The 16,928-nt window shown below is 45.2% G+C and carries 11 protein-coding genes and 1 pseudogene; 4 read left to right on the top strand and 8 right to left on the bottom strand.

Going from position 1 to position 16,928, the window contains the following annotated elements:
- Positions 1-21 precede the first annotated feature (21 nt).
- Entirely contained in the window at positions 22-843 is an 822-nt protein-coding gene (locus AC5ZC7_RS00610) for a purine-nucleoside phosphorylase (protein ID WP_496160090.1), read from the top strand.
- Positions 844-852: 9 nt separating this feature from the next.
- Here the strand turns inward: AC5ZC7_RS00610 and AC5ZC7_RS00605 are convergent, their stop codons facing one another.
- The 6 genes and pseudogenes from AC5ZC7_RS00605 to AC5ZC7_RS00580 all read right to left on the bottom strand — a co-directional run bounded on the left by AC5ZC7_RS00605 (position 853) and on the right by AC5ZC7_RS00580 (position 10,256).
- A complete protein-coding gene (locus AC5ZC7_RS00605) occupies positions 853-1,839 on the bottom strand; it encodes a GNAT family N-acetyltransferase (RefSeq protein ID WP_496160091.1) in 987 nt (328 codons plus the stop codon).
- A 1,379-nt stretch (positions 1,840-3,218) separates the two neighbouring features.
- Positions 3,219-3,713, bottom strand: a pseudogene (scpB, locus tag AC5ZC7_RS00600) (SMC-Scp complex subunit ScpB); the annotation flags it as partial.
- Between the two features lie 120 nt (positions 3,714-3,833).
- Positions 3,834-4,718 carry an ATP synthase F1 subunit gamma gene (atpG, locus tag AC5ZC7_RS00595; protein ID WP_496160092.1) on the bottom strand — a complete coding sequence of 295 codons (885 nt, stop codon included), beginning with the start codon at positions 4,716-4,718 and terminating at the stop codon, positions 3,834-3,836.
- A 166-nt stretch (positions 4,719-4,884) separates the two neighbouring features.
- On the bottom strand, positions 4,885-5,466 hold the full coding sequence (locus AC5ZC7_RS00590; protein WP_496160093.1) for a DJ-1/PfpI/YhbO family deglycase/protease: 582 nt from the start codon (positions 5,464-5,466) through the stop codon (positions 4,885-4,887).
- A 138-nt stretch (positions 5,467-5,604) separates the two neighbouring features.
- Positions 5,605-7,224, bottom strand: coding sequence for a RagB/SusD family nutrient uptake outer membrane protein (locus tag AC5ZC7_RS00585; RefSeq protein ID WP_496160094.1), 1,620 nt, complete (start codon positions 7,222-7,224; stop codon positions 5,605-5,607).
- Positions 7,225-7,250: 26 nt separating this feature from the next.
- Positions 7,251-10,256, bottom strand: coding sequence for a SusC/RagA family TonB-linked outer membrane protein (locus AC5ZC7_RS00580; protein ID WP_496160095.1), 3,006 nt, complete (start codon positions 10,254-10,256; stop codon positions 7,251-7,253).
- A 258-nt stretch (positions 10,257-10,514) separates the two neighbouring features.
- Here AC5ZC7_RS00580 and AC5ZC7_RS00575 point away from each other — a divergent pair, with 258 nt between their 5' ends.
- The 3 genes from AC5ZC7_RS00575 (at position 10,515) to AC5ZC7_RS00565 (ending at position 14,506) form a co-directional block, all read left to right on the top strand.
- Complete coding sequence (locus AC5ZC7_RS00575; protein WP_496160096.1) at positions 10,515-11,882, top strand: 3-keto-alpha-glucoside-1,2-lyase-like domain-containing protein; 1,368 nt, start codon at positions 10,515-10,517, stop codon at positions 11,880-11,882.
- Between the two features lie 115 nt (positions 11,883-11,997).
- Positions 11,998-13,794, top strand: coding sequence for a DUF885 family protein (locus AC5ZC7_RS00570; protein ID WP_496160097.1), 1,797 nt, complete (start codon positions 11,998-12,000; stop codon positions 13,792-13,794).
- Between the two features lie 355 nt (positions 13,795-14,149).
- Positions 14,150-14,506: an MmcQ/YjbR family DNA-binding protein gene (locus AC5ZC7_RS00565; RefSeq protein WP_496160098.1), complete on the top strand. Its 357-nt coding sequence runs from the start codon at positions 14,150-14,152 to the stop codon at positions 14,504-14,506.
- Here the strand turns inward: AC5ZC7_RS00565 and AC5ZC7_RS00560 are convergent, their stop codons facing one another.
- On the bottom strand, positions 14,507-15,289 hold the full coding sequence (locus AC5ZC7_RS00560; RefSeq protein WP_496160099.1) for a TSUP family transporter: 783 nt from the start codon (positions 15,287-15,289) through the stop codon (positions 14,507-14,509).
- Between the two features lie 285 nt (positions 15,290-15,574).
- Positions 15,575-16,912 (bottom strand): Gfo/Idh/MocA family oxidoreductase, encoded by a 1,338-nt coding sequence (locus tag AC5ZC7_RS00555; protein ID WP_496160100.1) that lies wholly within the window; start codon positions 16,910-16,912, stop codon positions 15,575-15,577.
- Positions 16,913-16,928 lie beyond the last annotated feature (16 nt).

The following is a 16,928-nucleotide window of genomic DNA, read 5'->3' as shown; positions in this document are numbered from 1 at the left end:
TTGCAGCAAATTCAATCATGTATGGATCTGCTACTGCAACAAATAGCTGCGGCTACCTCTTATCTGCAAACTTTTTCCTTTGAAAAGCCCCGTGTAGGCATAGTGCTGGGTACCGGTCTGGGAGAGTTGGTTAATCATATCAACATCACACATACTATTCCTTATCACCAGATACCTCATTTCCCGGAATCTACAGTAGAATCTCATAAAGGCAACCTGGTACTGGGGCATATCGGCCATACGCCGGTAATAGCTATGCAAGGTCGCTTCCATTATTATGAAGGTTATACCATGCAACAAATCACTTTTCCGGTACGTGTCATGAAAGCACTGGGCATTCAACAGTTGCTGCTCAGTAATGCTGCCGGCGGCATGAATCCGGCCTTTAAAAAGGGGGATTTGATCCTGTTGGACGATCATATTAACATGCAGCCGGAAAACCCGCTACGTGGTCTTAATTCGCCCCTGTATGGCCCCCGTTTCCCCGATATGAGCCGTCCATACGATCCGGCATTGGGAGAAAAATTACATACTGCTGCCACCGCACTCGGTACTGCATTAAAAACCGGTATATACGTTTCCGTGATGGGCCCCAACCTGGAAACAAGGGCAGAATATCGCTTCCTGCGCATGATAGGCGCCGACCTGGTAGGGATGAGCACTGTACCGGAGGTAATTGTAGCCAATCAACTCCAACTTCCTTGTGCAGCAGTGTCGGTAGTTACAGATGAATGTGATCCGGATAATTTACATCCTGTTTCTATTGAAGAAATTATTGCGGTAGCAGGTAAAGCGGATAAGTTGTTGAGCAGTCTTTTTGCCACAGTGATTGCTTCTCTGTAATGAATAATTTTAATGATGATAAAACTGGAGCACCTGTTTCACGGTTTCATATTTCTCCGTTCCGTTATTATCTATCCAATCTTTTTTCAGAGCTTCGTATACTTCAGGATTATGTATTCGTTTACCAATGTAAAACGGTGCATAATCCTTTGAAAAATTTGCCTTGAATTTAAACAAACTATCCTGCTTATCATTAGTTAAGCCTCCTCCCAAATTGAAAAAGTTATAGCCATTCAGGTGTCCCCATTCCGCCATGTTGGAGAGCATAAAATTAGTAGCCGGTATCTGAGGTGTGTTAAAGTTCCTGGCAGAAAGAAAATAGGTTACAATGTTCCCACTGAGAAAAAACAAACTGGTAGCATAGGTAATGTTATTCATTCTCACTCTTGCCATCACCAGTTTTTCTCCCAGCTTATTCACCAGTTTCCAGAAATATGCTTCACTAAAAAAATAATACTCCTTTGCATGTACATTCAACATATTCTGATAGTACATACCCATAAATTCAGTGAGGTACACACCAGGATCTACTAATTCAAAAGTATATCCTTCACTTTGCATTTTACGTACCAAATTTCTATTTGTACTACTAAACTGTTCATTCCATATCTTATTCCATTCAATGCTTTCTGATAGCATTACAACAGTACGATTCAAAAAGTTTGACGTAAAATATTTAAACCTATCCTGTTCTCTCCTGTTATAAACAGGATGATACCGGATAAATTCAGATACCAAAAATCCTTGTCTGCAGGTATATTCAATAAACATTCTTTCTCCTTTCTGAAAAAACAATGAATCATTTGAATATGGGCCACAGTAGCCATAGGGCGATGTTATATCGTAGTAGCCATTAATTAAATCTTTGCGGATGTAAGGATAAATAAAAATATAATCATCTTCCTGACAAACAAATATCTCATAGGTACCTTTGTGCAGGAAGGCATCTGTTTCCAAAAAACCGGGCTGATAGTAAATGTCCAAATTGAGCTTCATCTCATCTAGTAACTGATTATATTCGAATATATTCTCAGCACTAAAAACTTTACACATCTGCATATAAATATCATAATAAGTTAAACAAACCAATAGGTCAGCATAGTATCAATGTATTAACGCCACAAAAAGTCTTCCCCCCTAGCAATGCCTGTTAATAAATTTTACAATTACCTTCTTTTAACTTTTTCTTGCTGAATGAAGTGTAGCTCTCATTATTGATATACAAAAAGTGAGGCGCACGCTGCGCCCTAACGATTATTACAACCATTAAGTTACAAGGCAAAAATATTTTTACACATTGATTAAAATCAGGCCAATGCGTGTGATTTAACAAGGTTATTAGAACAAAAAATGCATCACAAAACAATACTTAACTGAAACAGTTCTTTCGCATAACAATACTACTAACCTCCTGCAACAATTACATTAAAATCCGATTAAATTACCTTTAGAAAAAGATGAGAAATCATTATTAATGAGCCCGACAGCTTGTCTTTATTGCGGGTCGGCGTGCGATTTTCTCTCAGGAATACCTTCTCGTGGCTGTTTCTGGGCTAAACAGGCACTTCATTATAAACAATAAAAAAAACCGGGACAGACCCGGTTTCTTTATTACTCCTGAAATTATATTCGTTTTCACTTTATTTTTCATCGGGATGTATATCACTCTCCTCCTCACTATCATCATCTTCATCTTCTTCTTCTTCCTCTTCTTCCTCTTCTTGCTCCTCTTCAACAGAGAGCAGTTTCTCTCCTAATATCGCGTCTTCCATCATATCATCCGGATCCTTATCTCCATCATCAGCAATCACGTCATTATCAACATTATCTTCTTTATCTTCTTGGTCGGCCTCTTCTTCTATGCGTTCTTCATCAATGTCGTGGGCGGCAATATTATCTTCTATCATATCATCAGGATCTTCTTCCTTTTCATCACTCACCGGATGTTCAGGTTCGCGGTCACCTGGGTCTATCCACTGCGCCTTCGGAGGTTTAGGCGTAGCCGGTTTCTTCGGCTGCTTTTCCTTTTCGGGTTCTTCCTCTGGTTCTTCATTTGCCTCGTCAATAAAATCATCCAGGCGAACAATTTCATCATCCGGCTCTACTTCTTCATCTTCAGAAGCGGGATGCGCTTCTTCGGGAGCGGGAGATAAAAGAGTATTGGTAGATAAGTCATCCAGCTTATGATCAGGGTCCAGTAGTTCCCCATCTTCAGACACCATCAGGGAATGGGTAGTTTCAGTTTCTGCGGTATGGGTACTATGTTCTCCACGGCCCAGGGTAGCTGTGTCATCGCTGATGAGGGTAGGTTGTACCATTTCTTCATCAAACAATTCTTTCAGTTTAGGCAGGTCTGCAATGGAGCCGAGGCCAAAATAATCCATAAAGGAACGGGATACGGCATACAGGAGTGGTTTACCGGGTTGATCTTCACTACGTCCGGTAATAACGATCAGTTCCTTTTCCAGGAGTTTTTGAATGGAATAATCTGTACTTACCCCGCGGATATACTCTATTTCCCCTTTGGAGATAGGCTGGCGGTAAGCAATAATAGCCAGTGTTTCCAGGGCTGCGGTGGATAACCGTTTCAGGAACTTATCCCCATTCAGCTGGGCTACCGTTTGATAGTATTCTTTTTTGGTCAGGAATTGATAGCCGCCACCGCTGCTGCGCACTTCAAATGCATAAAATTCAGAGTTGTACTTTTCCCTGATTGCTTCCATGGCAGCTTCCACCTGGTCAAGGGTGGTACGGTCTTCCAGGAAAGCCAATGCATTATTAAGCAGATCCACTATTTCCAGCAAAGGTAAGGGCCTATCGGCCGCAAAAATTAATGCTTCTACGTGCGGGATGATCTGTGATATTTCCATACGTTAACAGGAGGTGCGGATGTTACAAAAAAGGTCAAAGACCGAAAATACAGTCTTTGACCCTAATCTGAAAATATTAATTCAGTTGTTGACTTAGTGCTAAAAAATGCCTTACAGTACTTAACTTCCTAATGCAGCAGCACCACTCACGATTTCGGTCAGCTCTGTGGTAATGGCTGCCTGACGTGCACGGTTGTAAGAGATTTTCAGGGAACGCAGCAATTCGCTGGCGTTCTCTGTTGCTTTATCCATCGCAGTCATACGGGCACCATGCTCAGAAGCATGAGAATCCAGGATGGCTTTGAAGAACTGTGTATTCAGAATTTTAGGCATCAGCTCCTGGATCAGGGTGTCTTTTGCTGGTTCAAAAATGAAGTCTGCTTTCAGGGCATTATCTTCTTCATTTTCTACTTTAGCGATGGGCAGAAACTGCTCGGTAACAAAGATCTGGGTAGCGGCATTCTTGAATTCGCTGTACACGATATCAACAGCATCGTAAGTACCTTCTGTGAAGCCATTCAGGGCTATCGCAGCAGCTTCTTTCACGTGCTCAAAGGTAAGGCTGCCAAACAGCTGCCAGAATTTATCGTTTACTTTATAGCCGTTCTGTACAAAATGGTCGTAACCTTTTTTACCGATAGGCAGAATTTCTACATTGCCTTTCTCGAACTGATCCTGGTACTTCTCGCGGATAACGCGTTTAGCCGTTTTGATCAGGTTAGAGTTAAAAGCACCGCACAAACCTCTGTCTGAAGTAATTACCACAATCAGTACTTTTTCAACAGGACGCTGTGCCGCCAGTGGCGTGTTGATACTGCCTTCACTGTTGGAAACAATATTCTGCAACATCTCCTGGAGCTTTACTGCGTACGGACGCATCAACAGAATAGCATCCTGCGCACGTCTTAACTTAGCAGCGCTCACCATTTTCATGGCTTTCGTGATCTGCTGACCAGATTGAATAGATTTGATTCGGTTACGAACTTCTTTAAGCTGTCCGGACATATATAAAAATCAATTACGAATTACGAATTTATCAGTCAATGCAGGGATAGCCTCCTGAATTTGGCTGCAAAGGTAAGCAATGCCCGTTTAATTTGAAAATCCATAGAAAGATAATTTAAACTTTCTTCTTTCTATTGATAATCAAATTTTTATACATATATGAATACTACAGTGTAATAGTAGTTCCCAGCACCTGTAAAAAGGCGGCAATCCACTGCGGATGAGCCGGCCATGCCGGTGCCGTCACCAACTTGCCATCTACCACCGCTTCATAAACATTAACAGATACATAAGTACCTCCCGCCGAAGTTACTTCAGGAGCTACTGCCGGATAAGCCGTTAATTTCTTCCCACGTACCACATCAGCAGCCGTCAGAATTTGTATACCATGGCAAACAGCCGCCACGGGTTTATCTTCCACAAAAAAATGCTTTACCAGCTCCAGTACATGCTTATTTAACCGCAGGTATTCAGGAGCCCGGCCGCCTGCTATCACCAGGGCATCATAATCTGCGCCCGCCACATCATTAAAAGATGCATTGAGCACAAAACCATGTCCCGGCTTTTCGCTGTAAGTCTGGTCGCCCTCAAAATCATGAATCGCTGTCTTAATTTTTTCACCGGCGGCCTTATCAGGACATACCGCATGTACCTCATGACCAATCATCTGCAACATCTGGAAAGGAACCATGGTTTCATAGTCTTCCGCGTAATCACCGGTCAGTAATAATATCTTCTTCTGGGCCATAGCAATTAAAGTTTTTTTGAGTTAGAAAAGGCTTATGAAGATAAGGAATTCAGGGAAAGCAATCAGCCTTTGGTATGTATAGTGATTGTTAAATTTCACTACCTACCAAAGGCTGATGGCAATTATTAACAGCTGCTACTAGTACCCCGGATTCTGGGGAAATGGTGTTGAAGACCGGTCAATCTGATCTTGTGGAATAGGACGCAGTACGTGCTTATCCGTAATGCTTTCCTTTGCCTTTTGATTATCGCTATACAGTCTTACTCTTTCCAGTAATTTATGGGTACGCACCAGGTCAAACCAACGTAGCTGCTCCCCCACCAGTTCCCGTCCTCTTTCATCGAGCATAAAGTCGATGGTCATTTGTGCAGCCGTGGCTTTCATGGCATCACGATTGGCCTGGGTTTCGGCAGGAGTAGCTCCCGGACGGGCGGCTCTCATACGTACTACATTCACCAGGTCTGCAGCTGCCTGGTTATTTCCCAGCTTCATTTGGGCCTCTGCATCTATCAGGTAAGTTTCTGCCAGGCGGAAGGCGATGAATGGCCTTACGCCGGAAGCCTGGTTATCCGGCCGGAGCGCATCCGCAAACTTATTCAATGAAGGATATAACTTTTCGAAGTAGTTACGTGGCGGCACCAACAGGTATTTCTTCGACTTAATCTCCGCATCCGACACATCATAGCCTGGCATATAAACGGAGGTATCGCCCAGGGCCAGCGTAGGAGTAGGCGCATTGGTAAACCACACGGTAGTAAAGAATTTTTCATACCGCACATCATGAACCCGGTCTTTATACAGGTTCTCAATCAGGTATTTGGTAGGCATGAAACGCTTCCAGGGAGTACCGTTTGCCAGATCACGCTTCATACCGGGCAATACATCATATTGCATCAGGAAAAACCGGCAGGCATTGTTATCGGCATAGCCATACAACGCATCTGTGGTGTATTGCGCCGCAAAAATGGTTTCTGCATTGTTCTCTTTTCCCTGCGCCCATACCTGTCCGGGATCATCCAACAGTTTGAAACTATAGTTCTTAATCACCATGTCTGCATATTTGGCGGCATCCGCATAATCTGTTGGTTTAGCATCCGGAGAAGAGGCACGGGTAAGATATACCCTTGCCAGCAAATGTTCTGCTGCGGGCTTCGTAGCGCGGCCCCAATCAGTTTGAGTGGCGGGCAAATCTTTTTCTGCCGCCAGCAAATCATTGATCACTGCCTCATATACATCTTTGGTACTGTCGCGATGCGCTTCTGTAACAATTTTGGTGTTTTCGTTGAGCCGTAAGGGTATGGAACCAAACATCTCCATCAGGATAAAATGATAATGCGCCCGGCAAAATTTCGCCTCTGCAATACCCTTTATTTTAGTAGCACTGTCCAGGTCCGGAATAAGATTGGCCCTGTCTACTACTACGTTACAGGTATTAATGGTTTGATAGAAACTATTCCACAGGTCCCGGGTATGTATATAGCGGGAATCCAGCTGGGAAGTATATTGGCTTACAAATTTAAAATCGCCATCGGAGCCATTGGTATAGATATCAGTACCCGTTTCGGTTAATGTCATCCCGCGTTCCGTGCTGTAAAAAGCCCTCATAGCCACATAGGATCCGGTAACTGCCGTCTGGAAACCGGCTTTGGTATTATAAAACGAATCTGTCACATTGGTGATCACTTTTTCATCCAGCATTTTATTACAGGATGTTGCGGCAATAGCCAGCAACAGGATCATGGAAACTATATATTTCATAACGTTTTCTTTTAAAGATTTGATGATTAGAACCGCGCATTTATACCAAACTGCAACATCCAGGTAGCTGGGGCGTCTACCCCAATTACATTCACATCTTCCGGATCTACTCCTTTCCAGGTTTGACGGTAAGGCGCCAGAATCAGTGGCTGTTTTACACCTACATTAAACCGCAGGTCCTGCATCTGCATGCGTTGTACTATAGCCGTTGGCAATGTATAGCTGAGGGTAATACTCCTGATTTTGAAGAAGGAACCATCAAAGTAGCTCAGCGATTGATAATTGCTCGGACGTTCCTGGTTAGCGTTGGGCCGTGGGAAATCATTGGTAGGATTAGCAGGCGTATTATAATCGATATTGAGATTATTATAGCGACCAAACAGGGTGTTATAATTTTGGTAGAAATCACTTTTAATCATGCTACCCATGCGGGCAAAAGCCACGACAGACAATTCAAAACCTTTATAAGAAAAGCGCTGGGTAGTACCGGCCGACCATTTAGGTTCCGGTGAGCCCAGTATCTGCCGGTCTTTTGCGTCAATCACACTGTCCTTGTTCACGTCTTCCAGTTTAATTTCACCGGGAGATACACCATACTTGGAGGCGGCGGCTTTTTCACCCACCTGCCAGATGCCTGTTTTTTTATAGTCGTAGTATACATAGGTAGGTTGTCCTACGAACCAGCCATTACCGATATCTGCGGATCTGCCATTGCCGATGGACAAAATCCTGGAGCGGTTAGTAAAGAAGTTGACATCCATTTTCCAGCTGAACCCGTTGGGATTGTCTATAACGGTAGCGCCTACACTTACTTCCCAGCCTCTGTTCCGGCTCACCCCGAGATTTTCCAACACGGAGTTAAAACCATTGCTGTAAGGCAACAGGTGAGGCATCAACAGATCCGTTGTTTTCTGTGTATACCATTCAACCACACCAGTAATACGACCATTCAGGAAACCGAAATCGAGGCCGATATCAGCGGAAGTGGTGGTTTCCCAGGTCAGGTTAGGATTACGCAATTCACCTGGTACAAAGCCCAGTGCGCCTTTATTACCATAGGAATAAGGAATCCTGGTGAGAGAACCCTGTGTGGCGTAAGGGGCAATACCGGTGTTACCGATACGGCCATAGCTGGCGCGTAATTTCAGGTTATCCAGTACTTTCTGATTTTTCAGCGGTGCTTCATTGATGATGTTCCACGCAGCGGCTACAGAAGGGAAGTAGCCCCATTTTTTTCCGGGTGCAAAGCGGGAAGATCCATCCGCACGCAGCGTGAGCGTCAGGAGGTAGCGGTCATCGTAACCGTAGTTAATACGTCCCATGTAGGAGAGGATGGTCCAGGTACTAAGACTGCTCGTCACTCCCGTTACATTGAGTGCCTGGCCCAGGTTGTAGTATTGTTGCGTTTCCACAGGAATGCCTCTCACATTGGTAGTAGATACATCTGCGGTTTGTCTTTGTACACTATACAGGGCGGTTGCACCGATGCTATGCTTTTTCACCACCTTATTATAAGAGAGCAGGTTTTCGATGGTATAGGCCACCGTAGAGGCATTACCTTTTGATGCGGTGGCGTCGCCACCACCAATCAGCAGGTTGGTATTATTTTTACCCTGGAACAGGCCATAGTTATAGTTCTGAATATCCGGTCCTACATTGAGGCGATATTTCAGGCCATCTATAATCTCTACTTCTGCAAATAAGCTGGCAAAGATGCGGAACCGTTTCATGAGTTCCAGGCGGTTATTATTTACATAGTCCAACAGGGGATTGGGTTGTTGGCTATCGCCGGTGGGCAGTATAATCAGTTTGCCTTTATCGTCGTAGGGAGCTGCAATAGGCAGCATTTTCAGGGCGTTGTCGATACCGTTATAGGTTTCTCCGTTACGCAGGCTATAAGCTCCCAGGAGAGTAGCGCCCACTTTTACCCGGTCGCCGATCTGCTGATCTATACCGAGGTTCACGTTATAGCGTTCGTAGCTTTGTAGTTTCAGTACGCCCTGGTCTTTGAAGTATCCCAGCCCTACGGTATACCTGGTTTTCTCGTTACCGCCGGCTACAGAAAGTGCATGGTTGGTTTGGTAACCGGGGGAAATCAGTAGTTTTTGCCAGTCTACGTCCACTCCTTTCTTGATATTGGCCAGTTCCGTAGCGTTAAAGATCACTTTATCAGAAGAGTCCGGGTTATTATCGTTGTATTTTTTAGCAACGCGGGCTGCTTCTTTACGCATTTCCACAAAGCGGGAGGCATTCATCATATCTGTTTCACCGAGTTGTTGTACATAGCCATAGGAGCCGCTATAAGAAACAACGGGCTTTCCTGCTTTGCCTTTCTGGGTGGTGATGAGTACTACGCCGTTGGCGCCCCTGGAGCCATAAATGGCTGTTGCGGAGGCATCTTTCAAAATATCCATCGATTGTATTACACCGGTGCCAATATCGCTGAGGCTACCTGCATAAGGGATTCCGTCTACTACGTACAGTGGATCATTGCCGGCAGAGAGAGAGCGGGAGCCACGGATACGTACGGTAGGTTCATCTCCGGGTTTGCTGCTGTTGTTGAGCACCTCCACACCGGGGGCACGGCCCTGCAATGCTTGTTGGGGGTTGGTTACCGGCACATCCTGGATGGCTTTGGTGCCTACAGAAGAGATGGAGCCGGTTACATCTTTCTTCTTTTGCTGGCCATATCCTACCACTACAATTTCCTCGAGTTTTTTATGGTCTTCTTCCATTACTACGGAAATAGCCTTATTGCCTTTATAGGGTTCTTCATGTGTGGTAAAACCGATGAAAGTAAATACCAGTACGGCATTGTCTGGTTCTTTGATGAGCAGGCGATAATGCCCGTTTACATCGGTTTGTGTACCGATATTTTTCCCTTTCACTGATATGGTAACCCCTACCAGCGGGACTTTCCTGGCATCCAGCACATTTCCCTCTATGGTGGCGGGATGGCCTTGTGCCATGATGAGTTGATGGAATAGCAAACACGCTACCATACAGATCAGACGTGGAAAATACTTCTTCATAACGTTGTTTAATGTGGTTGTGGAATAAAGGAAACTAGTCAGATTTAAGTCAGATTTTGGCTTGCGCTACGGGCTCTTCTAATGACAAAATAAGATAATTTTAGATTCCTGCAATCGTTTGCAAAATAATTTTTGCAATCGTTTTCATAAAATCCCGATGGAGCTGGATTATCACCGTTTTAAAAAATAAAATCTTTTGCAATCGGTTGTAAAAATCAATTTCATTGATTATTTTGGTCACCTTATTCCGTTTTAGTTATGAAAAAGACGATCCTTTTATTTGGCTCCCTGCTGTGCATGTATGGTAGCCTTTTTGCCCAAAAAGCCCAGTGGCAGCAACTTTTTAATGGCAAAGACCTGAAGGGCTGGAAACAGCTGGGGGGAGAAGCTAAATATCATGTGGAGGACGGTGAAATTGTGGGTACTACGGTAATGAATACACCGAACTCTTTCCTCGCAACAGATAAGGAGTACGGAGATTTCATCCTGGAGCTGGAATTCAAGCTGGGGAAGGAATTCAACTCCGGTATACAATTCCGCAGCCAGAGCAGATCTGATTACCAGAATGGCCGTGTATTTGGCTACCAGATGGAAATAGATCCGTCTGACCGCAAATGGAGCGGTGGTATATATGAAGAAGGCCGCCGGGGCTGGCAATACCCGATGGAACTGAATCCTGCCGGGCAAAATGCCTTCAAAAAAGACGGCTGGAATAAATACCGTATTGAGTGCCGGGGCAATGAAATGCGTACCTGGGTAAACGGCGTACCTACTGCCCACCTGGTAGATACCGCACTGCCAAAGGGTTTTATTGCATTACAGGTACATGGTATCGGCAAAAATGCGGCAGACGACAACAAAAATATCTATTGGAAAAATATCCGGATCATAGAAAATCCATCGGCTTCGCAATATTCTCCGTACGACAACATTTACGTGGTAAACAATGTGGATAACACCATTTCCGGCCAGGAAAAGAAAAACGGTTACCAGCTATTATGGGATGGCAAAACTTCCAAAGGCTGGAGAGGCGTTTACAAAAAAGATTTCCCGACCAAAGGCTGGCATATGGAAAATGGGGTATTGACAATTGGTAATTCTACGGGAGATGAAGAAGGCAGTGGCGGTGACATTATCACCGATAAACAATACGGCGCGTTTGAGTTGGAATTTACCTTCAAACTCACGCCAGGCGCTAATAGTGGCGTAAAATATTTCGTCAGCGAAACCTATGAAACCGGTGGAAAATCGGCAATCGGGCTGGAGTACCAGGTCCTGGATGATGAAAAACACCCGGATGCCAAATTGGGACGCGACGGAAATCGCACGTTAGCAAGTCTTTACGACCTCATGACAAGAAAACAGGAAAAACGAGCCATTAATCCTATTGGAGAATGGAACAAAGGTCGTATTATTGTGTATCCAAATAACCACGTAGAACATTGGTTAAATGGATTTAAAGTGCTGGAATATGAGCGAGGCTCCCAGGCCTTCAAGGACCTGGTGGCGATCAGCAAGTATAAAAACTGGAAGAATTTTGGTTTGTGGCCGGAAGGACATATCCTTTTACAGGATCATGGTAATGAGGTTTCTTTCAAGAGTATTCGTATAAAAATTCTTAAATAATATTTTTTATCTTTTTTTTCATTGTTCACTGTTCTAAATAAGCATTCCGATTCTTCGGAATGCTTTTTTTCTTTAGAGAAAACGGTAAATTACCCATTATTCACCACCCACTTTTATGAATATGTTACAACAAAAAGGCTACCTGTTACTATTAGGCGCCCTGTTTGCCGGGGCATGTCAGCCATCCGGTAATCACGGCAATGCAGCTGCCACGCAGGATTCCCTGCACCAGCTGGCCACCCGGTATTATGATCAGAATATGGCCCTCAACCCTTTACAGGCCACCCAAAACGGCGAAAATCAATACAACGATCAACTACCCATAGATATCAGCGAAGGCTTCCGCGCAAAAGCCGATTCCTTTTATGCCAGCTACCAGCAAGCCATCAAAGGAATTGATACTGCTGCCCTTTCTGGCAACGACCGCATTACATATGATATGCTGCAACGGGAATTCGACATTAACCGGGAAGCACTTACGTTTCATGATCACCTCATGCCGGTACAACAGTTTACCTGCTTGCCGCTGACCCTGGCGCAACTGGGCTCCGGCGCTTCCGCCCAGCCATTTAAAACAGCCAAAGATTACCACAACTTCATGGCCCGTATGGAAAAGTTTGCCATATGGACCGATACTGCTATTGCCAATATGCGCCGGGGTATTGCCACCGGATACGTATTGCCGAAAAGCCTGGTGGTGAAGGTGATTCCGCAAGTAGCGGACCTGGCGAAGAAAGACACCGCCAATAACGTTTTCTATGCACCGCTGAAAACCATCCCCGATTCATTGGGCACTGCAGTAGTAGCCGGGCTGCGTACTGATTACGCTGCCGCAGTGGAAAAATACATCCTGCCATCTTACGCCAAACTACGCGATTTCATGCAGCAGGAATACCTGCCCAAGGCCCGTACCAGCAGCGGCATTGAAGCTATTCCGGATGGAAAAGCCTATTACGCGTTCCTCATCAAAAGCTGGACTACGACCAGCCTCACGCCCGAAGCAATTTATGCCCTCGGGGAAAAAGAAGTAGCCCGTATCCGCGGGGAAATGGAGGCGGTGAAAAACAGCACCGGATTTAAGGGTGACCTGCCTGCATTTTTTGCAGCTGTTCGTTCCGATAAAAAGCTGCGCATCTTTAAAACGCCTGCTGCGATCCTGGATTCTTTCAAAGCCATTGAAAACAAGATCATGCCTGGCGTTAAAAAAATGTATGGTCATCTCCCTAAAACAAAATTCGAAATCCGTCAGACAGAAGCCTACCGCGCGGCCTCCGCTTCGGCTGAATACGTGCAGGGCAGTGCGGATGGTACCCGCCCCGGTGTATTTTATGTGCCAATCCTCAGTGCCACCGACTTCTCCTATACCGGCATGGAATGCCTGTTCTTACACGAAGCCATTCCCGGTCACCATTTCCAGATTTCACTGCAACAGGAAAACGACTCCCTGCCTAAGTTCCGCCGTTTCTCCTGGATCGGCGCCTATGGCGAAGGTTATGCCTTGTATTGCGAAAGTTTAGGTAAGGAACTGGGCCTGTATACCGACCCTTATATGTATTTCGGCAGGTTAACCGATGAAATACACCGCGCCATTCGTTTAGTCGTGGATGTTGGTTTACACACCAAAGGCTGGACCCGCGAACAAGCCATTAAATACATGATGGACAACGAGCCATTATCCACCCAGGAAGCTACGGCTGAAATAGAGCGTTACATGGCTATTCCCGGCCAGGCACTGTCATACAAAATCGGAGAGCTGAAAATCCATGAGCTGCGGAATAAGTATACCAAAGAACTGGGTAGCAAGTTCAGTTTATCCGCTTTTCATGACGAGCTGCTAAAGGATGGCTGCGTTCCTCTTTCCGTACTGGAACAGAAAATGGCGCGCTGGGCAAAAGAAAGAATTACGAATTAGCAATTACGAATTACGGATTTGTAAGAAGATCATAGCAAATGACATTCTCACAAATCCGTAATTCTCCTCCCTCTCCCGTTAAATTTCGATTAATAAAAAAATCTCGCCATAGCCATAAATCAGACTGGCCCGGAGGATGTGGTTACCCCTACCAACGCAACCTTACTTTTTAACATTCGCGATTGCATTTTATTTCCTATTTTTATAGGGCAGTTTCATTCACTATTTACAGCTTAGCTATACGTTAACCACACATGCTTCATATTTTCATATGTTAGCTTGTGCATGTAAACTATTGACATAAATAGCCGTCTTAAAAAGCGGCATTGTATAATATTCTTAAAAACCTGCTGCTATGTTTGATCATACCCTCGATTTATGCCAGTCGCTTCCGGCGGTGCTCACTGAAAAAAAGTGGGACAATGAATTACGTTTTTATGTAGGCGAAAAGCTCTTCTGCATGATTTCCCTGGAGCCACCTCACCGGGTGTCCTTTAAATGCAGTTCTGCGCAATTTCATCAATTGATTTCAAGGCCGGGTATTGTACCTGCCCCTCACCTGGCGCGGTATCACTGGGTACAGTTGAAACAGGAGGATATGCTACCGGAACAGGAGCTGGAAAACTTCCTGGTGAATGCCTATGAGCTGATTTTAAGCTCTCTGCCTGCATATGAGCAGGAAGCTATACATAAGATAAAAGCGCACGCCTGATTATTTCCAGATCGTAAAGAAGATATCGTATACACCGAATACGATAAGGGTCAGTGCAAACAATTTTTCCAGGGCCGGCGTTTTCATTTTAACTGCCGTTTTAGCCCCGAGCCAGGAAGCAGGGAATGCCGTGAGCGATAGCAGCAGCGCGATATTCCAGTCGATATGCCCCAGCCACCAATGTGTTAATGCCCCAGGAATCGATAATATTGCCGACAATACTACTGCACAGGCCAGGGCTTGCTTGATTGGCATCCGTAACTTTTTAATGAAGAAGGAGCTGAATAAAATACCACCTGCATTGGCCAGCAACCCTGATAAAAAGCCGATGAACAAAGCGGCCATTACCAGCTTCCGGGCGGGTACATCGTCACTTTCCACGGGTGTTTCCCCCACCGGTTTCCCCTTCATAAAGGAATACAGCAATGACATGCCGGTAATCATGATAAACAGGGCCGTCATGATCATTAGTGATTTACCAGGCAGGTAGCTACTCAGCCAGGAACCTACGATGGTGGCAGGCACGCCAAAAGCCGCACCCAGCAGGATAACCCGCTTATTGAATAACTTTTCCTTGCGGTATACTGCCGTGGCTGACAACGTGCTGGTAATAGATGCCGGTAAAGGCGATGCCAGCGCAAAAAAAGGATTTACGCCTGCAAATATCTGCAAAGCGGGGGTACTGATAGCACTGCCTCCTTTGCCTAATAAACCGGACAAATAGCCGACTACCAGGCCTATCAGCAATACTGACAGGTATTCAGATTGTTGTAAAAATTCCATTCAATCATTCCTCCGGGAACGCGCAACTTCGTGGTTGGTGTGGTTGGTTATAAAAATTACAGGTAAGTCAAAAATAGGTTAACATCATTCCACAAACAAATAATACCAATAACTAAAAGTTATGGGGGATAACAAGTTATTATATTTATTGCTAGTCTATAAACGTAATAGGAGAAGGGGTTTTCAGCGATGTGAAGATACGGAATTTTGAGTATGGAAGTCTAAACGGGGTGATATTTTTTTGAAAACTCGTCATTCACCGATACTCAAAATTCCGCGGGTTATTTATACTTTCGGCGCCCAGCCTTTTTCATATTCCCTGTTCCACATTTTCATGGCTTCATTATCGTTCAGGATATGACCGTTGGCCGGATTAGTATGCAGGATATGTCCTGAACGTTGCGCAATATTACCAAGCAAACAGAGGAGTGTACTGCGATAGCCAATATTGATTTCGGAATTGAGGGAGGCATTGCCCCGGATACTTTCCAGGAAATTATTGAGGTGTACCGCGTCGTAAAATTCGCCGGCAGGGCTAACGGTGTTGGTTACACTCTGATTAGGATTAGCGGCCTGTTTTACGTCTTTGATGACTTTCCCTTTTGGGTCAATGAGTTTGTAGCTATCGCCGCCGGAATTATACAGGCTTCCATTTTCACCAAACAGTGCAAATCCGCGGCCGCTGCCTTCCAGGTTAAAAGGGCTACAGCTACGGCCTTCCCAGGAAATGGCTTTACCCCCTTCGAATTCAAAGTTCAGGGTTTGGGTATCCGGTGTTTCCCAGTCATCTTTCGGATAGGCATAGCGCCCACCGGCAGATGTTACTTTAGTTGGGAATTCCAGGTCCATGAACCAACGTAAACAGTCCAGTTCATGGGTGGCGTTATTACAGGTTTCTGAGGTGCCCCAGTTCCAGCGCCAGTGCCAGTTATAGTGTACAATATTATCGAGGTAATCGCGGCGGGGAGCAGGGCCTTGCCACAGGTCCCAGTCCAGTGTAGCCGGCACCGGTATCTTTTTGCCGATGCCAATGGGTTCGCGGTTATTCACATACCATCCTTTGCCGTAGTATACTTTTCCCAATACCTGTTGTTCTTTCACTTCCTTTACGGCTTGTTGCAGGTTAGGCCAGGAGCGGCGCTGGTTACCCATTTGCACCAGGCGATTGTATTTTTTGGCGGCTGCGAGCAATAGCTCTCCTTCCCCGGGATCATGGGCACAGGGTTTTTCCACATATACATGCTTACCTGCTGCCGTAGCCATCATCGCTGCAGGGGCATGCCAATGGTCCGGAGCAGCCACTATGAGCGCATCAAAATCTTTGCGTTCCAGCAGTTTGCGGATGTCTTTGATAACAGTGGGTTGCTTCGCCTGCGCACCGGCAACGGCTTTGAGGCCTTTGGCAATAGCACCGTCTTCCACATCACAGATGTAGCCAATTTCAGCGCCGGGTAGTTTAGCGGCACATTGTGCCAGCCAGTTTCCCCGGGAGTTTACCCCCATTACCCCTAACACCAGTTTATTACTGGGGGCATTTTTCCCAAAAACGGGAAAGTTAAGAATGGTTAATCCTGCTCCCAAACCGGCCATGCCACCGGTTTTCAGAAAATCTCTTCTTTTCATAACGGACAGATATTTA

Source organism: Chitinophaga sp. 9-1-y, from assembly GCF_059511905.2.
The sequence above is the reverse complement of the archived record's forward strand: the minus strand, read 5'-3'. Positions and strand labels throughout refer to the sequence as shown.